The following is a 22,293-nucleotide window of genomic DNA, read 5'->3' on the forward strand; positions in this document are numbered from 1 at the left end:
AATAACACGTTGCTGGGCATTAACCCATAGGGGGTTATTCGTACTCGGTTGCTGCAACGGCTTGGGTTGCTCGTTGCTCAGCCTCCACTGGTGAGTTGTACTCAGCCTCACCTTGGAGTTGATCAGCGGTTGCGTTGATGGCATTGACAACCGCATTGGTGGCCACTTGCTCCGCTTGTTCAGGTGTGCCGGTAGCATAGCCAGTACTTTGTTCTGCTACTAAAGTGTCGGTATATTCAACGGCGTTCGTTGCTTGTTGCTCTTCTTGATCTACAGTGCGCTCTATTGGTTGGCTCATTACGGTATTTCCTTGTTGGTTGGTTAAAAATAACTAAATAAAAAAACCTATGCTAGGTTGGTTTCATCACTTTGGTGCTAAGGGCGAGAAGGGCCCTTCCACCCAGATTTCATTGTGACTGAATAAATCAGTGAGCTGCTGCGCCCGTGAACATGCAAGCTCTGCAAAAGACGTCTCCCAAATATTTCGATGCGATTTTACTTTAATCACTTTATGTTGGTCGGCTAACCAGTCAATCGCTAAAAATACGCTCTTTTCTATCGATTTTTGTCCATAATGCGCATCTTGACCTGATAGGAATACCAGCTGACGTTTGTCCTGTTGCGTGAGGTGCGACTCCCCAACACAGTACCTAATGCATGACCTAAACCACATGGGAAATGCCCGAACTGCCGCGATTGCTTCATCGGAAGGGTTGTTGGCGTTTTCTAGTGGCTGCTTTATTACATCATGAACAAGAGCGGGGAGTTGTTTCACGCCGTGTTGCCAGCTATTTAACGCGTCTATTGCAAAGCTGCGATATCCATTGGGTGGAATCTCAGATAGCGGGTGAGCAGGGCTTGTTTCAGTGTTGGGTGTGTTTGTACTTGTTTTCGGAGCAGTGTTTTTATGCTGACTTTTGGACTTTGCGCTGTGTGTGTGGGTATAAAATGACATCAGTTGCGCACTAAATGCACGCCTTGCATTTACCAATGCTGGGCGATTAAGGCCATAGCTGTCAATGCTTAGTTCGCCACGGCTTAAGTGTATTTGGGTTTGGTGATCGAGTGTTGCAAACCAAGATGAAAAATCGCGCTCTTTGGCGGTATCACAAAGTATACTCGTGTAGGCTTGCATGGGGATCACATCCGGTTGTGACCAAATTAACTGCTCAACCTCTGGCGCGGTTAATTGACGGGTTGCCATTAAAAAAGCGGCTACTTTGTCATAGCTATATGCTTGACCGGTAAATGGGTTAAAGCGAATATAGTCACGTGGCTTGTCATGGTATGGGCTGACCAGTAAAGGATGCTCATTTTCGATGGCTACTTTAGGAAACCGAGGGCCGGTTACAGGGAAAAGACCAACTTTGTGTTGTTCATTACACGCACTGCACACATAAAGTAAATTCTCTTGCTCGTAGGCCAGGGCATAGTAAGGTGAACATCGAGATTGGATAACTTGTTTATCAATTGCGGCGTTATCAAGGAGGTCTACCGGTCTAAAGTGGCCAATTTCACCGCACTGTGTGGCGGCTAATGGGCTCTCACAGAGCGCGCAGCATCCGTGTGATAATTGCGCAAAATGCGCTTTAATGGTGTTACTGGCAAATAGCGCAGGGTCAAACGCAGCATAATTGAACCCCAACTCGAGGTCATCTTGGCTATCAGACTGTACCGCTTGACTGTCGTAGCTTTTTGGCCGCGTGAGCATTCGCTCGGTGATAAAAATTAAGTTATCGACCAAATCACGGGCATAGCCTTCTTTAATCAGTAGAGCGCGATCTTTTGCTGTGAGAGTGTGATACTTTGGTGCGCTTTCTAAGCGCGACATGAGCGCGCGCATTTGTTTCACTGCGGCCTGCTTTTTGACGTCTTCATCGGCAGAGCATTCGACGCTTGAAAATTCAATGGCTATCATCGTTTAGCCCTGCGCTTGATTAGGTTGTGGGCCTTGGTTATGCGCCTCATGAGATGCTACTTTTTTTGCGACAGACGCTTCATAGTGTTTGCTCTGTGCTAATAATTGTTGCTGCATCTGTTTAATCGCGTCATCCATGGTTTGTTGCGCAGTCTGAGCAGCCTCTAATGCCGCGGTTTGTTGTGTCGTGATAGAGGGCGTTAAAATATTGCCTGTCGACTCACTTTCTGGCTGCGGGGTTGTTTTACCTAGGGTATAAGTATCGTGCTCAGGCCGCCCTTGATTAAGCCCTAGTTGGCTGCTATGAACGGGTTCTTGCAGTTGTTCAAATTGTTGTAATTGCTGACGAGAATGCTCTATCAACGCAGTTGATTGTTGCAAAGAGCTATCAATTGTATGCTGTGCATTGGCCAGCATAGTATCTATCCCTGCAAGTAAGTCATTCAGCCCTGCTGGCATTGCAGCATGGGCTAATTGATCTAAATTATTTTGCATGGCGGTTGATGTGTTTTTTGCTATGAGTTTATTATCAGTCGGGGTAGCCATTATGCAGCTCCTTTAGACGCGTTAGAGGCAGTGTTGATAGGGGGAGTGATTGGCTTTTTTGAGGGCCTATCACTGTCGATACTTAAGCACCCATCTGCGTCCACACTCATTACCACTGTGCGGTCAGTTAATGCAAGCACGTAATATTTTGCCAACCCTGCTTGCCCAACAAATTGTTCGCTGGCGAGTGTTTTGGCCAGCAGTTTTTGTAATGTCGTTATATATAGGTTAGCTTGTGCGACAAGCTCACTGGAGTCTGATAAGTCGATGTGTAACATCATGCAGAGTAACCCAGCAGAGACACTGGCAAAACCAAGGGCGTTATCTGCTTCTTGCCACTGTGCAATGGCGCGATTTAAGGTGTTTTCGTCTAGTTCAAAGGTAACGGTTGGACAGTTTAAATGAGCAAGCGCCAGCGGCATGAGTTGCGCAACCACGGTATCTATGGGAGGCGTTTTAGCTGTGCTGCGTTGATGCCACATTAAATGGATACAGTAGTAATGTGCAAATTCACAGAGATTTTGTGCTTGGCTTAACGCCCAGTGGCAGGCATTTCGTATTTGAGTATTGGAGCTTGAAAAGGTTTTTTCACAATACGCTAGCGTTTGTTGCAACGTGATCTGACCTTGAAAATCAGCAGCCCATACAATTGAGTTGTCATGCAAATTGTTACGTTTATAAAAAGCATTAACGGCACTAAAGTCGTGCCTATTAAGTAAATGGTACTTTTGTAATAATTGCCGGTGTTTTTCCATCGACAGGTTATTTTCATCTCGATTCATACCATATGATAAATCTCGTAGGTCATTGGTACTTAAATCTAACAGTTTTTTTATGTCTGCAACGAGCTCTGCACTGGGTAATAAAACGAGTGACGAATTGCGAATGCCCAGTGCAAGCTGCTCTACAAAGCTGTCGGCTGAATTAAAGCTGAAGTTCTCATCTTGATTACTAAGTAGGATTTCAAACGCACTGTCACCGTCGGGGATCAACTGGATTAATGTTTGAACCTTATCGGGTAATTGATCTAACGCTTTGACCTCACTCTGGTTTATCATAATCGTCATAATATACTCTCTGTTTTATTCTAACTATTTGATGAAGGCGGCGTGTTGGCACCGATTGGGAACTGATTCAACAATGAACCGGCATTGGTACCCACCGTTTTAAAGTTATCAGCGCCGTTTACGACCATGGTATTGGCGACGGCAATAATTGGGTTATATTTGGCGACATCCCCAGTGGCTAACATTTGCGCCATGGCAACGCCCATTGCGGTGGTGGCCATAGTATTTATATTACGTAAATTATCGGTCGCATCTTGTATTGCAATGGCCGAAGACTGTGACACGGCTTGAAAGGCTTTGCCAGCTCCAGACAGCTTTGCGGTTTCACCAGATAATGCATTGTGCTGAATAACCTCCAGTGCATTGACAACTTGTGGGTTAACTTGTGTGGTATTGGACATGGTTAGTTACCTTTTTATCTATATTCACTGAAGTGCGTTTTTTACACACTCAATACCTGTTTTTATTTATCAACGATTTAGGCTAGCTTGATGCGCTGTCACTTGAACTTAATTTTTTTGTACCGCCTTCATTTGTGTTTGAAGGCAATGTGGCCTCGTATTTTTTAAGTGCGGGCTCAATTTTTTGTACTGCGGTGATTGCATGCGTTAAATCGGCAATCGTCTGTTTTGCATCCGCTTTGAGCTTTTTTTCAGGCAGCGGTTTTGGTAATTCAATGTTTAGCATTTTTGCACAACTGGCAGTGGCAGCGGCGGATGCTGAAGTCTGTGCATTTTGCTGCGCTGTAATGGCGTTAAACATAGACATCCCTAAGGTTTCTGTACCCGTTATATCGAGCATGCCCATAGATTGTGCCGCGGCTCCGCCGGTGAGTAATGCATTGAGTTGTGTGATTGAATCTGTTATTTGGTCGTTAACTGTGCTCATCGTTATAGTCCTTACTGGTTGATTTCTTGAGATTGACGTTAACTTTTAGGTGCGACGGCTGCTTGTGCAGCACCCGCGCATACCATCAGTACACAGCACTGTGTTACCGCCGCGTTCTGAGTTAACTGCGCATTTTTGTCATTGCTCACAGCATTTTCCATCAATAAGGCGATGGAATTAGCCATGGCGATAGCTGCGATGTCTACGGAATAGAGCGAGTCGGTCATTATGTAGCCTCTTTAGATCAAGTGTGTATCTTAGTTGGCAAAGTCATTAACGCGTTTTGGGTGCAGCATTGCCGATTAAAGCTAAGCAATGCTGCGATACTCACTAATTAGCGAAATATCTTATGTGTTGCAGTGGCTGTTGCAGCTGTATCTACGCTAAAGAGCGTATTCACACCTTGAACCAGTGCAGCCTGTGCTGTAATGCCATTGTTCTGTTGCCCAGAAGTAGCGTTATGCGCAGCATTTGACAATGCTTGGCTTGTTGCAATCATAAAATTGCCAGTTGCAAGCGCCGGTGCATCACCGAGTACTTTTGTGTTTACTTGAGATACTGAATCGGTAATTTGACTGTTTACTGCTGTTGGAAATGCCATAGTATTATTCCTTTTTAAAGTTTTAAAATGTAACCATTATGATTACAGGGGTATTTACTGGGGACGAAAAACACCTTAGCTGAAATATTATGAGCCAAGAATTGCTTTTGTCGCCATGCCAGTAGATGCGGTATCAATGGAGTAAAGTAAGCTTACCCCCATTGTGGTGGCGGCTTGCGCCGTAATATTTGCTTGCTGCTGCGCTGTGGTGGCATTGTGGGCCGCGTTAGCAAGGGCTTGTGATGTCGCTTGAAATAAGTTACCCATCGCGACGGAAGGCGCGTCACCCAAAACTTGTACATTTGCTTGTGTTACTGAGTCGGTTATTTGACTGTTCACGGCTGTTGGAAATGCCATATTAATATCCTATAAGTTAAAATGATTGACCGAGTTATTAACCTAACCCTGCGACTTTATTGCTTGGAGTAAGAATATCTTTGGTTGCGACGCCAGTTGTTGCTGTATCAATTGAGTACAACGTAGTCACCCCCATTGTGGTCGCAGCCTGAGCCGTTACTGACGTTTGCTGTTGTGCCGACGTTGCATTATGTGCAGCGTTTGCCAGTGCTTGTGAAGTAGCTTGAAATAAGTTACCCATTGACATAGCGGGCGCATCACCGAGCACTTTTACATTGGCTTGGGTGACAGAGTCTGTAATTTGGTCGTTCACTGCTGTTGGAAATGCCATAATTAAACCTTTTTGTTTTATGTTAATAATCAAATGAATAAGCGTGTTTCTCTTAAGCAATAAAAACCTATTCAGCTTGCCTAAGCACTGAACTCAGTATACGTATTGCACAGATTGGATGATTGGTAAGAACGCGTAAGCTAATTGGTAAAAACAGGGAATAAATAACGGGTCTAAAGTACACGCATTTTATTGCGTAGATGTAGAAGTTTAACCATAGAGCAATAGTTAGGGGCTGTTGATCTTTGCTGTTCTCTTTGAGCGCGCTTTTATCGCGCTTTTATCGCGGCGCTTAATATATGGCCAAGTAATCTAAGCGAATATTAAGCAGCAAAGAGAAAGGGGTGCTCAAAAGAACCGGTAGGCAGCGCTTGATTGGCTTTTCTACTATGTTATCGGCTATGGAATAATCATGCTACGCAGCCTCTGCCTTGTATAAAACCCAATCAAACTGCTGCAAAAATGAACCTGAAAGATCAACAGCCCCTAAACTTCTATATCTATTAAATACTTTATTTGGCTAATGCTTAGCCCTTTGGTCACGGTAAACTCCAGGGCTCACGCCCACGACAGCTTTAAACTTACGAACAAAAAAACTTAAATCAGAAAAGCCAACGTCATCGCATACCTCAGTAACTTGGCTGTATGGGTTCTCTTTGAACCGCGCCATAGCGGTTTTGATACGAATACGCAGCAGAGTTTGTTTAAATGATTGACCTACATAACGCTTAAATAAAAACGATAAGTGTGACGGACTGACACACGCACATTCTGCGACCTCGCTTAAGCTCAAGGGTTGTGTGTAGTGTGCTTCTAAGTAATCTAGTGCCCTTTTCAGTGCAGGGTGGGGTTTGTAATGTACCGTTGCTGCTTCGGTGAGCTGAGGAGCTGTATTGATAGTTTGAAAATCCAGAGTTAATTCACCTTCTAGGTCAGTGTCAGGTTTTGGCAGCTGAGGCTGTAAAGATAGCTGGGTATCACGATTTAGTTCTGTATTTTTTGCAAAATTGGGTGCCATACAAGGAAATACATCGATGAGGGCTTGTGGTGTGATCTCGAGGTTGTCGTTAATAAAAGTGAGCTTTTCTAAGCAACGTTTTAACTGCTTTACATTGTCGGGCCAGCTATAGTTATTAAGCAGCGCGATGGTAGACTTTTCTAATTTTAATTGCCCAATACGCAGATCGGTCTTTTGGTAATAACTTATGAGTGGCTCGACATCTCCTTTTCGTTGCGATAAAGAAGGCAACACTAAAGTGAGGCAGTAGTATTGTAGCCACATGAGTGAATCATCAACTTGACCTGCGTCGGTTCTGGCACATTGGCTGGTTGATGTAATGAGCCTAACTGCATTATTGAGTGGGTTATCAAGTAACCAGTAATCTTTTATCTGTTCAAATTGCGTGCTACTTAGCGCATCAATATTCTTCAGGTAAACGGTGCCATGACAGGCTTGGTTGATTAATGAATCAAGTTCATTTCTGATACTCTCAGGTGCCCACAATTTACAACATGAAATTACCAGTTTGCCGTGTTGGTGTGGCGAATATTGGTGTATTTGTTGTACTACAAGTGACTTACCAGTCCCTGAGCTTCCGGTAATATGGATGGGAATGGTTGAACAAGCTAGTTTCTCAATATCTTGCTTTAGTTTAAAAAGTGCATCACTTTTGCCAATCCACGGGGTTATGTTGGGTGTTACTTTCAACTGTACAGACATGATTTTTCCTTTCATTGAATGGAGGGTAAACATGCGCAGGCAAAAATTTTACTTATGAGGCTGCGCATACTATTTGCTTCAACGAAAAGATATTTTTTTATCGCTTTTTATATTGGCTCAGATCCGGCTCACTTGTGCTATTTGACCTTTTTACACAGAGTTTTTAGCAAATTGAGTATGGTGATTTTTTATGCTCTCCCAAATTAACGGATGTGAGAAACGATATTGGTCGGACTCGCGTATGACTAATCCGCTGGCTAACATTTTTTGGGCCAAACACAGTGGTGCACGTATGTGTTGTTTCTGTGTAAATTGACTTAATTGGCTGGCATTAAAATGAAATCCTTGTAAAGCTGAGAATTGGAATAACTCTGCGAGCTCTGCTGGCATATCAGTTAATGTATTATCTATAAATCGCTGCAATTCAGTGGGAGGGCACGTTTGAGAATGAGGAGAAAAGAGTAATTGTTGTAAAAAAGCGGGGTTGCCAGCAGCGCGCTCTATCGCCATTTTTACTCTGGTCTGATATTTCGCAATAGATAATCCTCTTTTGGCGAGATAATGTTTAGCTAAGCGAGTTTGGGCGTCTAGGTTGAGTTGTTTTAACGGCATGGTGTGAGCAAGAGACAGCCACCCAGGGGCTGAAGTAAATAGACCTTTTGGCTGGGCAGTAATAATAAATAAGATAGGCTGGGCGTACTCTTCTTCGGTAAATAAACGTAGGAATTGCACTTGTGTATAAGTTAAATGATGTACATCATCGAAGGTGACCAGTGCAATATGTTTGTGAGCAGCGTAACGTATTAAATCATTGGCAATCTGTTTATCTATTTTATTTATTTGCAGCGGTGTTTGTTTTTCTAGCGTGTTACGTTGATTTTGATTGAGTGAAATCGCCAGTAATTGCAAAGTCCTTACATAGCTCAAAGAAGAGCTTACCACTAAATTTACTTTTTCTTTTATCACTACCTCAGTGGCTGTATGGTCAATTTTTAAAAGTTGTTTAATTAAATTAGCGATAGAAAATTTGAGTTTATGGGGGGGGCAATTATGGGGCTGGCCAAACGCTAAATCGTATTTTCCCGCAGCTTTAACACATTCAATAAAGTGGTGAAGTAAATGGGTTTTTCCAGAACCAGTTATACCGTAAATGTAAATAGTTTTGGCGCGATGTTGGCTTTCAACATAATTTAGTAATGAATGTAATTGATGAAGTTCCCATTCTCTACCTAAACAAGGCTCTACTGACTGGCTTATTAAATGTGTGTACAACCAAGCAGGTATAGGTGAGTTAGGCAGTAATACATCAATACTGACTTGAAAGAAACGCGCAAATATCGACAGTGTTCTATAGAGTATTTTTTCTCCAGCTTCGGCTCTTTTTATTGAAGAAACCGAAATTGGCAGTCTTTTATCTATACATTCTTGAGCCAACTGTTCTTGACTTAAAGCTTTTTTTTCTCAGTAACTGTAGTGCGTGCGCATTAATATTGATGCGCCCATTCGTGAATGTTTCCATTAGGTTACTCCTTATAACGCTGTAGTGTTTTTATTAAAATGGCGATAATTAGTCGCTCAATAGTGAAAGCTTTTTGGAATTATAAGTTTACTTTTTTGTTAATGTTTTTAATATTACAGTGTATTACGCAGAGCGCTTTACCTTATTTTATTGTCATTTTAATGACAGCATCGAAAAGCGTGCCGGAATATATTGTGGATATGAATATCGCGATTGAGCAACTAGCAATGGTTTTGTTAGATAAGCTAACCTTAAGGTTTTTATGTTTAGTTAATTACTCAGCCAGTATCAATAGCAGTGGTCGTATTGTTAAATAAAGTATGCTCGCGTGGAATACCTTATTGTTGTACTTTTTTAGAGGGTGCCATTAGTATGTACTAGTGTATTAATGTGCTTAATACACTATTACCTATGTCTTCATGGGGCCCATTTTGATAGCCTGATCTTTTTACATTTAACTTATATATTTCACTAATGGAGAACGTGATGTCTGGTGAAACTGACTTAAAAAAACTAATCGCAAGCATGGAACCGTCTTTAGACAATGAGTGCTATATATTTGCGACGTTAGAAAAATGGGATTATGCGCTTTTGGCTCAGCTCATGCCGGTGAGCACTTTTCAAGAAAAAGAGGGGTTAACGGTTGTTTTAACAAAAGATAAAGCAAACGAGTATGATATTGCATACTCGAGTGTTTTTAAATGTATTACTTTGGCGGTACATTCGAGTTTAGAGGCGGTTGGCTTAACAGCGGCTATAGCAACAAAGCTCACTGAAGTGCATGTTAGCGCGAACGTGATTGCGGCGTATTATCATGACCATGTATTTGTGGGTGAGCAACATGCAGACAAAGCGTTAGCGGCTTTACTGTCATTAGTGCAAGAAGGGAGATGATGTATTGCTATCTTTATTTTTATATATTTAACTATTTAAATGTGTGGTTTTTTGTAGTAGGTTAAATACTCAAAATAAATATAAGGATAATTCCAAATGAAAATAACACTTAATAAAAGAAACTTAAAATCTCTATCACAAAAGCCACTTGATACAGCTGCAACAAAAGATGTTGCTGGTGGATTTGGTATAACAGGGCCTTGTTCCGCAAGTCGATGTCAACCTAATAAATAAACGTTTTTATGTGAGAGTTGTATACTCTCACTTTCTATCGCTTCTCTTTCACAGGGAAAGATCACTCCAACATATCTAATTAGATAAAAACGTTCTTTCTATATAATAAAGACTCATAATTTTAGTATCTTTTTAATACTACTGCTCAGATTGGGTGCTACTTGATTTATAAGAATAGAATGTTCAATATTTTCTCTGGTTAACCTTTCTTCATGTGCTTTGTAGGCTGAGATTATGAGATTTTTATAATCATGAAACTCAATAATGTATATTGTTTTAAAGTATGCTTTTATTCGCTTTAACAAAGCGATTAAGCCTTGTTCAGAATAAGGGTTAAAGTTAAAGGTGATTTGCCCTTGAGCCGAGAGTGTTTGACTAATTTTTTGCCAAAACTTGTCGTGTTGTAAGAAGTCACTTTTTTGGTCTGTATGGATGATATCTAATAAGATCACATCAAATTGCAAGCTTGTTTCGTCGATATACTGTTGAGCACAGCCAATGTGCAATGTTGATGGTGTAAATTCAAAGTGTGCTTGTGCACAATGGGCAACGGCTGCATTGTGTTCCACACTGACGAGCGTATCTAACGTAAAGGGCGTACTATTTGCTAAATGATTCAGTGCTCGTTCAATGGCAGCAGTGCCCAAACCAAGATTAAGAACTCTATAGCTAGGCTGAGGTGCCAATACAAACAATAACAAGGCCTGTCCGACAGGAGCAATAATATGTGATGGATTTGCTAGGCTCATAATGCCCTGTATTAAACCATCTGAAAACGTGAGCCATCGGTAGGAGTGATTTTCATAGACAAACAGACTTAACTCTTGTTCATGGTGGCTGGCTTTTAGGTTTTCGTCTGTACTTTCTTGCTCTAAATCATACATTAAATTTTTGCAATATAGGCTTAATCGATGCGGGGATTATGAGCTATTAAACATGTTTTGTCATGCTGATGATGCGTGTTTATTAATGTGTTGATCACATGTTGTTGTAAACAAAATCCCCTATATTTCTATGACTTATGGTGCTTTCCCTCTGCATTTCATGCCTAAAACTACGCTGAGTACGCCATTTACTTGAGTGTTTTATATAGTTTTTTACACTTTTGAATTTCATCTTACACACAGTTACAGAAACCTTAAAGATCCACACTCATATTTTAATTATTGTAATAACCTGTTTTATTTTTAGGGGTTCAAGATGAAGGTTGAGTCGGTTGTTAAGTCGTCTGTTTGTAGTTTGATAAATATTCACGAAAGTGAATTGCATGAGAATACTTTGCTATTTGGCCAATACGCGGAGTTAGACTCTATGGGGGTGGTTATGCTGTTAATGGAGTTTGAAGAAAAGCTCAATTTGAATACCAGTAATATAGAGTTATCAGCGGAGTTGTTTGAGTCATTTGGTTCATTAGTGACAGGTGTAAAATGTGCTATTGGTGAAAAAGTAAATTAATATGAAGCATTTTATTGCCAGTAACTTAATCACTTTTATTGTTTTTTTATTGAAGTTACTCAAGCGAGATACTCGAAAAAGCATTGTTTTTTGGTTAGCTGAAAAAATTATCATGGGATTTGAAAAAACCAAATGCAGAGCATTGAGTAACTTGCGTGTTGCATACCCATACAATACCGATGAAGAAAACCTGCGTATCGCGGTGAGGTCATATCAAAATATTGCCTTTGGTGTTGTAGAGTGCTTTTGGTTGCAAGAATTAGAACAGCAAATTGATATTGTATGTGATGCGCAAACACTGGATATATTATCTCGAGAAGGCGGGGTGAGTATCGCAACAATGCATACAAGTTGCTTCGAGCTTGTGCCATTTGCGATACAGCACTTAACTGGTAATGTCACGACACTCTCTAAAATTCCTAAATTTCTATCAAAAGCCAAATCCATTTATCACTCTGCCAATATTGATGTCATCGATAAGCACGACAGCAACCCAATTATTGCACTTTTGAAGGCATCACGTGATAACAGAGCAGTATGTTTGCACTCAGATCATTATGCACAAGAGACCCCTGTGTCATTTTTTGGTTGTAAAACTCAAGCACCAACAGGCGCTGCTTTAATTTCTTCATATGGAAAAATGCCAATACTGATGTGTTACACCGTACTCAAAGATAATAATCGATATGATGTGGTGATTGAACGTTTTGTTGATGGCTACGTTGATAATAATAAAGAAGAAATATCGCTTACCATGGGAAAACTATATCAACGCTTTGAAGAGGTTATATATAAACATCCCGAGCAATGGTATTGGTCATATAACCGGTTTAGGCCTTAGCACATGGGATCAGCAATGCACAATGTAAATGCTCTAGTCAATGTGGCAACCGCCGCAGAAGATAAAAATGTGAGTGTGCGGTTATATCATTATTTGATGACGCAAAAATGGGTTGTCTTTATTGGAATATGCGCGCTGATATTGTTTAGTTTAGTGGATGCAGGGATGATTTATTTTATTAAACCGCTTATTGATGATGGTCTTAATCAATCAAACCCTAATACACTCATTCAAGGAGCCTACTTAACTGTTGCGATATTTGCTGTTCGTGGTGTCGCAAGTTTTGTGTCTAACTATTGTATTTCTTATGCTGGATCAAATGTGACGTATGCGATACGTCAGCAGGTATTTGAAAGGGTACAGTGTTTTTCTATGAGTGTGTTTAATTCGTACTCAAAAGGCACGTTGATCTCTAAGATCACTTATGATGCTGAGCAACTATCAGAAGCGTTTTTAACAGCCATTATTACAGTGATCAGAGAGGGTATTATTGTCATGGTCTTGTTAGCCATGATGCTATATGCGAGTTGGCAGCTTTCATTAATTTTCCTGATAATTGGACCGCTGATCGCACTTATTATAAATATTGTGAGTAAACGTTTTCGTAAAGTGAGTAAACAATTGCAAGATGGTATGGGCGGTTTGGCTAAAGTATCAGATCAAGCATTTAGTGCACATCAAGAAATATTAGTTTTCAATGCAACAGCGCGCGTTAATCAAGATTTTCTAAAAGTAAATAACCATACTCGCCAGCAAACAATGAAACTGGCGGCGGTATCCGCCATCAGTAACCCAGTGATCCAGCTGATAGGGGCCGGTGCAATTGCGGTAATCTTGGTCTTTGCGAGTATTGAGTCAATACTTGTTGAGCTGAGCGCAGGCACATTTACAATGATGCTGCTAGCGATGGGATCATTATTGAAACCCTTAAAGCAATTAACCGTCGTGAATCAAAAATTACAAAAAGGGTTCGTTGCGGCACGTAGCTTGTTTACATTACTCGATACACCGGTTGAGCATGATGATGGCAATTTACCTCTGCTCAAATGCAGTCATGAGGTCGCATTTCGACATCTTAACTTCAGCTATGGGAGTCATTCGAGTTTGCATGTTGAAGGGGTATCAGTTGTATTTGAAGCGGGTAAAGTATCCGCGGTGGTGGGTGGTTCTGGTTCAGGAAAAACAACAGTAGCAAATTTGATTTTACGTTTATACCAAGCTCCAGAAAAGTCCATTTTTATTGATGATGTAGCCATTGAGCGCTATTCGCTGCTTTCTCTACGACAAAGTATTGCTTATGTGTCGCAAAATGTCACTTTAATTGATGATACGGTGGAAAATAACCTGCTTTTTGGTTGTGATAAAGCCGTGACTCAACAAGCAATGCATGCTGCGATAGAGTCAGCGAATGTGCATGAGTTTTTGCACACGTTACCAAATGGTTTACAAAGTCAGATTGGTGAAAATGGGTCACAGTTATCGGGGGGCCAACGACAACGGATAGCCATTGCGCGTGCGTTACTTAAACAATCAGAGATTTTAATTCTTGATGAAGCGACGTCTGCATTAGATAACCACTCAGAACATTTAGTACAGGTTGCACTTAAGCGCTTAATGGTTGGTAAAACCGTGATTGTGATTGCGCACCGGCTCTCCACAATTGTTGATGCAGATAAGATTTTTGTTATGGATAAAGGTCAAATTATTGCTCAAGGAACGCATCAGAATTTACTGCACGGCTCAGTGCATTATCAATCACTTTTCAATAAAAAATCAACGGTGTAAACCAGATATATGTTATTACATGAATTAATTGAAACACAGGCAAAGCTCAAGCCTGACGCGCCGGCTCTTGGGTGTAAAAATAGCTGGGTAAATTATCAAACTCTTTCGAATTCAGTTGATCACGTTGCTTGCTTTTTAGCTTCGATAATGGACTCTACACAAGAGAGAGTTGCTATTTATACAACCAAGTCAGTAAATTGTGTGAGTAGTATATTTGGGGTGAGTAAAGCGGGCGGTGTGGCCGTCGTGATCAACCCTATTTTGAAAAAACCGCAAGTTGATCAAATTGTTGCAGATTGCGCTGCAACGGTGTTGATCACCAGCGTATCGCGTTATCAACAATTAGACTTAGTGCAGTTACCGAGTATTAAGCATGTTGTGTTGTTTGATGGGAGTATGGGAAATACGGATGGTCAGGTGCATCACTGGCATGCAATTCAGTCTTTGGATATAACCGATTTAAGAGCTGATTTACCACAGATGATAGCAACAGACTTAGCGGCTATTTTTTATACATCGGGAAGTACAGGGCGAGCTAAGGGGGTGGTGTTAACACATCAAAATCTAGTTATTGGTGCTCAGAGCGTGGTGGCTTACCTTCCGACTAAAGCAAATGACAAACTGCTGGCTGTGCTCCCTCTGAGCTTTGACTATGGTTTTAGTCAGCTGACAATCGCGTTTTTGACGGGGGCGAGCTGTTATCTTCAAGATTACTTATTTGTTAAAGATATCGTAGATGCAGTCCGTGATCACCAGCTCACATCAATGGCGTTAGTGCCGCCACTTTGGGTGCAATTGGCAAAAGGAGACTGGCAAGCACAAGAGTTAATGTCATTACGATATTTTTGTAATACGGGCGGGGCTATGCCGAGTGCCGTGCTAACTCAATTACGACAGCGTATTCCTCACGCATTACCTTATATGATGTTTGGTTTAACAGAAGCATTTCGCTCATGCTATTTACCGCCAGAGCATCTTGATGAGCGGCCAACTTCATTTGGTAAAGCCATTCCAAATGCGCGAGTTCAAGTGATTAATGAACAAGGAAATGAATGTGCGCCGTTTGAACATGGAGAGTTAGTGCATAGTGGCGTTTTGGTAAGCCAAGGTTATTGGAATGATCCCGATAAAACGCAGGCACGTTTTAAACGAGCACCCGTGTGTTTGGCGCAGCGGATGCTGCCACAGTGGGCGGTTTGGTCTGGTGATATTGTCTATCAAGATCACGAGGGGTTTTTCTATTTTGTGTCACGTAAAGATGACTTAATAAAGACCTCTGGGTATCGTGTTAGCCCTCAAGAAGTTGAAGAGGTCGTTTATACCTGTGATCACGTTAGCGAAGTGGTGGTGATTGGTGTGCCCCATTCTGAGTTAGGTCAAGCGATTGTCGCCATCGTTAATAGTACGGTGCAAACCGCAAGTCACCTAAGTGCAATGATCCAACACTGTCGAGCACAGCTCCCCATTTATATGGTGCCAAAAAGATTTATATATACCGAGCAGTTACCAAAAAATAGCAATGGTAAATTTGATAGAAACCACTGGCATACACTGTATGGGCGTTTATTTCAGGAGCAATATTGAAAATGGCAGGGTTAAGTAGAGTGCATCATGTTGTTGAAAACAATCAGTTGCAGGTTGCGGGGCTGGCGATTGAAGACGCCATTAAGATAGCAGGTGGTACACCATGCTACATTTATGATGGACAGCAAGTTGTTAATAATATTAAGAATTTAAAGCGACGGTTGCCGAGTAAGGTGAAGCTTCATTATGCAATAAAGGCAAACCCTTTCCCTTCGTTAATTACTCGCATGGCGACAGTGATAGACGGTTTTGATGTTGCATCTCATCAGGAGATGTTACTGGCTTTAGCATCTGGGCTGAAAAGTCACGCAGTCAGTATTGCAGGACCTGGCAAAAGTGATACAGATCTGAGCGCTGCTATCTGCGCGGGTGTCACAATTAACGTTGAATCAAAATTTGAACTAACTCGCCTACATGCGTTAAGTGAGACGCTAAAAAAGCGAGCAAAAGTCGCGTTGCGTATTAATCCTGCTTTTGAGTTAAAGCAATCAGGTATGAAAATGAGTGGTGGAGCAAAGCAGTTTGGTATTGATGAAGAACAAGTATTGGGTGTACTGGACTATATTAACTCTGACTATATTGATTTTAAAGGGTTTCACATATTTTCAGGCTCTCAAAATTTAAGTGAAGCGGCGATCATAGAATGTCACAACCAAACGTTTGAACTGATAAGCCGGTTGTTAAATGATACGCCTTTTAAAGCATCACATATTAATATCGGGGGAGGCTTTGGGGTTGCTTATTTTGAGCATGAATCGCCTCTAAACTTAGAGCCTATCATCGATAATTTACAGGTGCTACTGACGACATATGCAGCGGTTTTAAAAGGGGTCGATATTCACCTTGAATTAGGTCGCTATTTAGTGGCAGATGCCGGTATATACTTAACGAGAGTTGTTGATAAGAAGGTCTCTAGAGGCACGACATTTTTAGTCGTTGATGGAGGGATGCATCATCATTTGGCAAACTCAGGGAATTTAGGGCAAGTAATAAGAAAGAATTACCCTGTATGTGTTGCCAACCGTTACCAACATAACAACCAAGAACAAGTAGATATCGTTGGCCCTTTATGTACACCTTTAGATATTGTTGCAGCAAAAGTTCATTTACCAACTTGTCAACCTGATGATATTATTGCAGTTATGCAATCGGGTGCGTACGGTGCTTCAGCAAGCCCGCAAAGCTTCCTCAGTCAGCCAACATTACGAGAGGTGCTATTGTAACGTCAGTACCCCCAATGTTTAAAAAGGAATAATAAAGTGTCTATGCGTCGAGTATTGAGAGATAAAATTATACAAGTGTGTAATAAAAAAATAGCACAAAAGGGCGAGGAGGTTGGGGTGTCATTTTATGCTTTTTTCGCAAATAAAAATGATGATCCTGCGCTGTTAATGGAAGCGGCGACTTGGTGGATCCAAATACATGAATTGGATCATTTTGAGAAAGCGGTACGGATATTAGCATTAGTTGAAGCCGAATAGGAGGATACAAAAGGGTTCTGTTGAGACGGGTTTCTCATTTTCGCGACATAAAATAGCGCCAAGTTAGGCGCTTACTTATGTATATCGGCTGATATTCATCGAGCCTTTTAAATTTCCTAAATTTTATTTTCACACATAAAAACAATGACTTGAATAGTTTTTTTATAATGATTTACAATTGTTTTTTACCTATTTGTTATTTCTTTGGATTTCTTCGGTTTGATTTTATTAGTGAACTTTCTGGCTAAGGAAGCCTCGCTTTTAATAATAATTAACTTAATTTGACGAAGGAAGTCTTATGAAAAACAAACTCGCCCTTTTAACATGTGCAGTATCTGCCGCTTTAGCATTTCAAGCCAGCGCGACCACAGACCGTGACTATGACAATCGATGGATTGATTTAAAGTACGATCCGTTGGTGCAATATCAGTGGAACCTGCTGAACGATGGCACGCGAGCAGGCACAGTTGCCGGAGTAGATTTAAATTTATGGCAAACTCATATTTGGGGGCACTTAGGCCAAGACGTCAAAGTTGCTGTCATTGATACTGGTGTTGAGCTATCTCATCCTGATTTAGCTGACAACGTTATTATCGACCCAAATACCAATGAAAATGTGTCTGGTTCTCATGGCACTATGGTGGGGGGGATTATCGCTGCGGTTATGAATGATATTGGGGCACGGGGTGTTGCGCCAAGCTCAAAAGTCATTTCTTATGCCAATTTTGGTGGAGCTGTAGATAGCCATGCACAGTGGAAGCTAAGTCATGGTGACGACGGTGACATCAATGCACACACGATTGCGGATGAAATTCGTATATTTAATCAAAGCTATGGTGTGAGCCAAGCAATCAGTATTCCTTATGAATACTCTCAAACAATTTCAGCTGCATCGGGTGAACAGGTACTTTTAATTGATCAAGCTGATCGGATGCGTGTTTTAGAGCAAGTTTCTACCAGTCATATTCTAGACCCAAGAGAAGCCACATTTGTGAAGTCTGCAGGGAATGGCTATACGGGTACGCGTGTGCATGCTTTTGGCGATAATGGGCTTATTTTTAAGGGACATAGTATCCCAAGTAACAATAATTTTGGTTTGCCGTGGCATAATTCGAATGTAGACTTTGAACAAGCTAATTATTGGAATCTGACGGTCAGTGCGCTGAATGCGGATGGTAAATTATCTTCATACTCTTCTGTTGGGAGTAATGTATTTTTGACCGCACCAGGAGGGAATGACCAAGGGACACCGGGTCACGTTACGCCTACGTTGAGTTGTGAACTACTTAAACTTCGCGGTGAATTAGATACCAATGTGTTTAACCGCATAGCGTGTGACAATGTGGAGGCGATTGATACTTTATACGCAATATCAGAAAAGTATAGAGCCAACTATGGTAAAGACTTTATGTTATTAGCGCATTTACAGGAAAATGATACACAGGTTTCAGCACAAGATAAGCAAGCGATTTCAGCGGCATTTGCGGCTAATGCAGGTCATTTAGACTACTTGATTCTATTGCAAAATCGTAATCCTACTATTTCTATTGTGGGTTATATGGCAAGCCGAGCTGAATATAGTTATAGCATGAATGGTACTTCTTCCGCGGCACCAAATACATCAGGCGCAATCGCGCTTTTGATCTCCGCAGCAGAACAACAAAGCCATTCGCTATCTGCTCGTGATATCCGCCATTTACTGGCAAGAACAGCCACTAAAGTAGACCCTCATTACCAAGATATTTTAGTGGGTGATGTTGTGGGACTAGAAGGGTGGTCACAGAATAACGCAAAAGAGAAAGTCAGCTATTCACCATATTATGGTTTTGGTTTAATTGATGTTGATAAAGCCGCTGAACTTATTCGTCGTTATGCGATCACCGATTTACCCTCAGCGTTAATAATGACGCCATGGCATGGTCTTGAGACGGCAAAAAATATCGTTATTTCAGATGATGCACAAACGGTAACAGACACAGTAACAATTGCTGATGACTTATTTGTTGAAGCGGTTCAAATTCGCTTAGATGTTGATCATACACGGATCTCAGACCTGAAGGTTGAACTGGAATCACCCAGTGGCACGCGTAGTATCTTAATGTCACCACATAATAATTTGGTTGGTCGCGCTATTTCTCAATCACAAGGCATCGATGTAACAGAAGATGTGTTATATAAGGGATACAATGATCACTTGATGTTAAGTTATAAATTCTGGAATGAAAAGTCTAACGCAGTCAATGGTGAATGGAAACTGCACGTGACCGATGTAAGTAATACAGATCGTAACTTTAGTCTAAGACAAAGCAACGGTGAAACCGTGACAATTAATAATAAGAATAATGCTGTATCAGGCATATTAAAAGGGTGGTCACTGCGGGTTATTGGCCATAAAGAGAAGGTAACGAAGAAAAAATCCCTATAGTGATTATTGACTGAATAAATAACCTCAGGTTTGGATAAGGGTTTTGGAATAGAAAATGTTTTGTAAGTAAACTTACGTACAATCCAATGATGATATTTAGTTCAATATCAAGGCGCTTTTATGCAGTAATAGCGGGCTATTACAAATGAAAGCAACACCGAGAGTGAGAAAAATAGCTTTATTGGGCAAATTCGCTTATCCAGAGCTGAGATTAAATAGATAAATAAGACGATTGCTACTATGGGTCATCATGAATTGGTGACCCATATTTTGTTACGATGCAGAATGTGATTAAATCAAGCGATGAGATTTACCTTTGACTTTATACAGGAAGTTTGGCGATTAATAGCTTAGTTATGTGCCTTATTACTTTTGAGCAATGTGATCGTTGATACATACACTTTACTCATGACGCTTCACTAAATTGCATACTTTTTTGTAACCACTCACTTACACTATGCACGGCTTGCCGACTTTGCGCATGACGGGACAGCCTAAGTGCATAACTATAACCGGTCAACTTTGGCTATTTAGCGACGGGGTGCAACCATTGCTGTGCTACTGTTGAACTTGCAATAGGTTGCTTAATAAACCCCTACCTTGACCTGTCAGTGCCGCTTGTAAGACGTATTGCTTCTGGGTAAATGATGTGGCATTAAACTCTAGGTAGTTGTATTGAGTGCGCCAATCAAATTTTGCCAAACTTGGGTTATCTTGCCATTGCGTCACAAATAGATTTGTTGGCGTGTGTGAATGGCTGTCGTTATGGTTTATCGTGCAATAAACTTGCATATATTTAATGATTTAAGAATATCAAGAGCTTGCTGATAAACGCCATGCGCATTCTTTGTTGATTGCTTACAGTCAGCTTGAGAAAATATGAACGCCGCTCTAGATGCATCAGACACAGAAAAACCAATACGGATGAAAGTACCCGCATTGGTAAAGCGGTTATCTTTCTAATAAGATTTGTTGTTTTATCCAAATTCCAGCTTCTTTGAGCTGACTGTCAGAAAAATTCCCCGCGCTGCAAGTGCCTTGTTTCCATACTGCTCCACTGCGTGGGTCGTCAGAGTAGTTCCAATTAATCCAACTGATTTTTTTCCGTTTCATCAAATTAATATACGCTTGTGCGCGTTCGAAATCATTGTCGCCATCTCCCGTATAAAGCTGAGTTCCCCACTCTGTGACGAAAACCGGTAATACATCCGATGCTGTATCAAGTGCTTCGAGGTAAGCGTCAAAATGTGAGGCTGCATAAAAATGGAAGGTGTACATGATATTGTTGAAAGAGAGTGGCTTTTGAATAACCTCTTGTACAGACCCGCCATCAGAGATGCCAAATGTGGCCCAGCCGTGAGTGCCTACTAATACAACAGCATCACTTTTTATATTGCGAATAATCGGGATAACTTGCTCAGCATAGTTATGAACAGCATCCCATGATACATTGTTAGGCTCGTTGGCAATATCGTAGAGGATGTTATCTCGATGCTTATTCTGTTGTACAACACGACTAAAGAACTCTTTGGCTAGTGCAGTGTTGGCATTAGGGTCTCCAGGAGACAATTGATGCCAATCCACTAAAACATACATTCCTCTGTCACTGGCCATTGCGATCAGTTCATTGACTTGATTAATAAAGCCAGTTTTGTCTGTTTCGAAGCCCCCTTCTTGTACGTATAAACTGAGCCTTACAATATCTGCACGCCATTCATATGCGAGCGTATCGAGTGACTGTGATGTCAGGCATTTATTTAGTCCATACCACTGCAGACCATGGCTACTCATACCACGTAATTGTATAGGGTGATTATTTTTATTACACAGGTGTTTACCACATACGGAGAGCTTACCATGAGTATCAAAAGCACCTTGAATGGGAGTAGTTGGATTTGCACATATGCCTTCATAGCGCCATGACTGGTGCGAGCCAGGTACCGCCTTTGTCCACCAATTGGCCCTATATAGTTTATTTTCATGCTGCATTAAATCTCCAGCATTAGCATGATCGTATTGGCCTGACCAATTTTTAGCGGTCCAATTTGGGTATTCATTGATTGAACTACAGTTAGCGGCGTATGCCTGTTTCATGACGAGCAGTGATGCAAGTATATAAAGTACGCATGTCGTTTTTGACAGGTTCATTGAAGTGTTCCTCTTTTACATGTTGTGAACCTTAACTTTATGCGGTAGCTAAATAATCGCCTCATAGACTTTGGTCTAGGGGTTGTTGATCTTTGTTGTTCTTTGAGCGTGCTTTTATCGCGGCGCTTAATATGTAGCCTAGTAATCTAAGTGAATATTAAACAATAAAGAGAAAGGGGTACTCAAAAGAACCGGTAGGCAGCGCTTGATTGGCTTTTCTACTGTGTTATCGGCTGACTCACAAGGAATAACCATGCCACGCAGCCTCTGCCTTGTATAAAACCCAATCAAACGGCTGCAAAAAAGAACCTGAAAGATCAACAGCCACTAGATTTTAGGTAACAGAGAAAAGTGAATGGGCAGAGGTGGCAAAGAAATATTTTTTGATAAAAAGAAAAGTTGGGTCATCAAATAATGACCCAAAAAAATATACAAAACTGAAAAAGTTGGTGCAGGGGAAACACCTGTATTTGTCGAAAACATTATCGCCTATCTCTGT

General features: G+C 41.1%; 25 protein-coding genes. 10 read left to right on the forward strand and 15 right to left on the reverse strand.

The features are described 5' to 3' along the window. Positions 1-34: 34 nt before the first annotated feature. The 12 genes from PAUR_RS20715 to PAUR_RS20770 form a co-directional block, all read right to left on the reverse strand. Positions 35-298 (reverse strand): hypothetical protein, encoded by a 264-nt coding sequence (locus tag PAUR_RS20715; RefSeq protein WP_192509624.1) that lies wholly within the window; start codon positions 296-298, stop codon positions 35-37. A 66-nt stretch (positions 299-364) separates the two neighbouring features. Beyond that, the gene (locus tag PAUR_RS20720) at positions 365-1,918 is read right to left on the reverse strand and encodes a hypothetical protein (RefSeq protein ID WP_192509625.1); all 1,554 of its coding nucleotides are present in this window, start codon (positions 1,916-1,918) and stop codon (positions 365-367) included. Positions 1,919-1,921: 3 nt separating this feature from the next. Next, positions 1,922-2,464: a hypothetical protein gene (locus tag PAUR_RS20725; protein WP_192509626.1), complete on the reverse strand. Its 543-nt coding sequence runs from the start codon at positions 2,462-2,464 to the stop codon at positions 1,922-1,924. Then, on the reverse strand, positions 2,464-3,531 hold the full coding sequence (locus PAUR_RS20730) for a hypothetical protein (protein WP_192509627.1): 1,068 nt from the start codon (positions 3,529-3,531) through the stop codon (positions 2,464-2,466). The genes PAUR_RS20725 and PAUR_RS20730 overlap by 1 nt, the downstream gene beginning before the upstream one ends. A gap of 20 nt (positions 3,532-3,551) precedes the next feature. Beyond that, on the reverse strand, positions 3,552-3,932 hold the full coding sequence (locus PAUR_RS20735) for a hypothetical protein (protein WP_192509628.1): 381 nt from the start codon (positions 3,930-3,932) through the stop codon (positions 3,552-3,554). An 82-nt stretch (positions 3,933-4,014) separates the two neighbouring features. Beyond that, the gene (locus PAUR_RS20740; protein ID WP_192509629.1) at positions 4,015-4,419 is read right to left on the reverse strand and encodes a RebB family R body protein; all 405 of its coding nucleotides are present in this window, start codon (positions 4,417-4,419) and stop codon (positions 4,015-4,017) included. A 38-nt stretch (positions 4,420-4,457) separates the two neighbouring features. After that, entirely contained in the window at positions 4,458-4,646 is a 189-nt protein-coding gene (locus PAUR_RS20745; RefSeq protein WP_010366141.1) for a RebB family R body protein, read from the reverse strand. Positions 4,647-4,753: 107 nt separating this feature from the next. Then, a complete protein-coding gene (locus PAUR_RS20750) occupies positions 4,754-5,020 on the reverse strand; it encodes a RebB family R body protein (RefSeq protein WP_010366139.1) in 267 nt (88 codons plus the stop codon). 87 nt (positions 5,021-5,107) lie between these two features. Then, complete coding sequence (locus tag PAUR_RS20755) at positions 5,108-5,377, reverse strand: RebB family R body protein (RefSeq protein WP_010366137.1); 270 nt, start codon at positions 5,375-5,377, stop codon at positions 5,108-5,110. Between the two features lie 37 nt (positions 5,378-5,414). Then, positions 5,415-5,708, reverse strand: coding sequence for a RebB family R body protein (locus tag PAUR_RS20760; RefSeq protein WP_010366135.1), 294 nt, complete (start codon positions 5,706-5,708; stop codon positions 5,415-5,417). Between the two features lie 520 nt (positions 5,709-6,228). Beyond that, complete coding sequence (locus PAUR_RS20765; protein WP_192509630.1) at positions 6,229-7,428, reverse strand: AraC family transcriptional regulator; 1,200 nt, start codon at positions 7,426-7,428, stop codon at positions 6,229-6,231. A 150-nt stretch (positions 7,429-7,578) separates the two neighbouring features. Beyond that, positions 7,579-8,862, reverse strand: a complete 1,284-nt coding sequence (locus PAUR_RS20770; protein ID WP_192509631.1) for an AAA family ATPase — start codon at positions 8,860-8,862, stop codon at positions 7,579-7,581. 246 nt (positions 8,863-9,108) lie between these two features. Here PAUR_RS20770 and PAUR_RS20775 point away from each other — a divergent pair, with 246 nt between their 5' ends. The 3 genes from PAUR_RS20775 to PAUR_RS20785 all read left to right on the forward strand — a co-directional run bounded on the left by PAUR_RS20775 (position 9,109) and on the right by PAUR_RS20785 (position 10,075). Beyond that, positions 9,109-9,264: a hypothetical protein gene (locus tag PAUR_RS20775; protein ID WP_192509632.1), complete on the forward strand. Its 156-nt coding sequence runs from the start codon at positions 9,109-9,111 to the stop codon at positions 9,262-9,264. 169 nt (positions 9,265-9,433) lie between these two features. Continuing rightward, positions 9,434-9,841, forward strand: a complete 408-nt coding sequence (locus PAUR_RS20780) for an ACT domain-containing protein (RefSeq protein WP_192509633.1) — start codon at positions 9,434-9,436, stop codon at positions 9,839-9,841. Between the two features lie 96 nt (positions 9,842-9,937). Next, positions 9,938-10,075: a hypothetical protein gene (locus PAUR_RS20785; RefSeq protein ID WP_192509634.1), complete on the forward strand. Its 138-nt coding sequence runs from the start codon at positions 9,938-9,940 to the stop codon at positions 10,073-10,075. A 113-nt stretch (positions 10,076-10,188) separates the two neighbouring features. Here PAUR_RS20785 and PAUR_RS20790 read toward each other — a convergent pair whose 3' ends face one another. Then, positions 10,189-10,959 (reverse strand): polyamine aminopropyltransferase, encoded by a 771-nt coding sequence (locus tag PAUR_RS20790; protein ID WP_192509635.1) that lies wholly within the window; start codon positions 10,957-10,959, stop codon positions 10,189-10,191. Positions 10,960-11,275: 316 nt separating this feature from the next. On the opposite strand from PAUR_RS20790, the gene PAUR_RS20795 reads away from it, so the two are divergent. The 7 genes from PAUR_RS20795 (at position 11,276) to PAUR_RS20825 (ending at position 19,646) form a co-directional block, all read left to right on the forward strand. Then, positions 11,276-11,530, forward strand: a complete 255-nt coding sequence (locus tag PAUR_RS20795; RefSeq protein WP_192509636.1) for a hypothetical protein — start codon at positions 11,276-11,278, stop codon at positions 11,528-11,530. Between the two features lies 1 nt (position 11,531). After that, positions 11,532-12,371: a lysophospholipid acyltransferase family protein gene (locus PAUR_RS20800; protein ID WP_192509637.1), complete on the forward strand. Its 840-nt coding sequence runs from the start codon at positions 11,532-11,534 to the stop codon at positions 12,369-12,371. Between the two features lie 15 nt (positions 12,372-12,386). After that, the gene (locus PAUR_RS20805) at positions 12,387-14,156 is read left to right on the forward strand and encodes an ABC transporter transmembrane domain-containing protein (protein ID WP_192509638.1); all 1,770 of its coding nucleotides are present in this window, start codon (positions 12,387-12,389) and stop codon (positions 14,154-14,156) included. 9 nt (positions 14,157-14,165) lie between these two features. Next, the gene (locus tag PAUR_RS20810) at positions 14,166-15,740 is read left to right on the forward strand and encodes an acyl-CoA ligase (AMP-forming), exosortase A system-associated (protein ID WP_192509639.1); all 1,575 of its coding nucleotides are present in this window, start codon (positions 14,166-14,168) and stop codon (positions 15,738-15,740) included. A 2-nt stretch (positions 15,741-15,742) separates the two neighbouring features. Continuing rightward, a complete protein-coding gene (locus tag PAUR_RS20815; RefSeq protein WP_192509640.1) occupies positions 15,743-16,963 on the forward strand; it encodes a pyridoxal-dependent decarboxylase, exosortase A system-associated in 1,221 nt (406 codons plus the stop codon). Between the two features lie 42 nt (positions 16,964-17,005). After that, positions 17,006-17,221 carry a DUF6500 family protein gene (locus PAUR_RS20820; RefSeq protein ID WP_192510155.1) on the forward strand — a complete coding sequence of 72 codons (216 nt, stop codon included), beginning with the start codon at positions 17,006-17,008 and terminating at the stop codon, positions 17,219-17,221. 298 nt (positions 17,222-17,519) lie between these two features. Then, positions 17,520-19,646 (forward strand): S8 family serine peptidase, encoded by a 2,127-nt coding sequence (locus PAUR_RS20825; protein WP_192509641.1) that lies wholly within the window; start codon positions 17,520-17,522, stop codon positions 19,644-19,646. Between the two features lie 558 nt (positions 19,647-20,204). On the opposite strand, the gene PAUR_RS20830 is transcribed toward PAUR_RS20825, so the two are convergent. Together PAUR_RS20830 and PAUR_RS20835 are read right to left on the reverse strand one after the other, a co-directional pair. After that, the gene (locus tag PAUR_RS20830) at positions 20,205-20,438 is read right to left on the reverse strand and encodes a hypothetical protein (protein ID WP_192509642.1); all 234 of its coding nucleotides are present in this window, start codon (positions 20,436-20,438) and stop codon (positions 20,205-20,207) included. Positions 20,439-20,597: 159 nt separating this feature from the next. After that, positions 20,598-21,794: a cellulase family glycosylhydrolase gene (locus PAUR_RS20835; protein WP_192509643.1), complete on the reverse strand. Its 1,197-nt coding sequence runs from the start codon at positions 21,792-21,794 to the stop codon at positions 20,598-20,600. Between the last annotated feature and the right edge of the window lie 499 nt (positions 21,795-22,293).

Origin of the sequence: Pseudoalteromonas aurantia 208, from assembly GCF_014858725.1 — a bacterium.
Lineage (GTDB): Bacteria > Pseudomonadota > Gammaproteobacteria > Enterobacterales > Alteromonadaceae > Pseudoalteromonas > Pseudoalteromonas aurantia.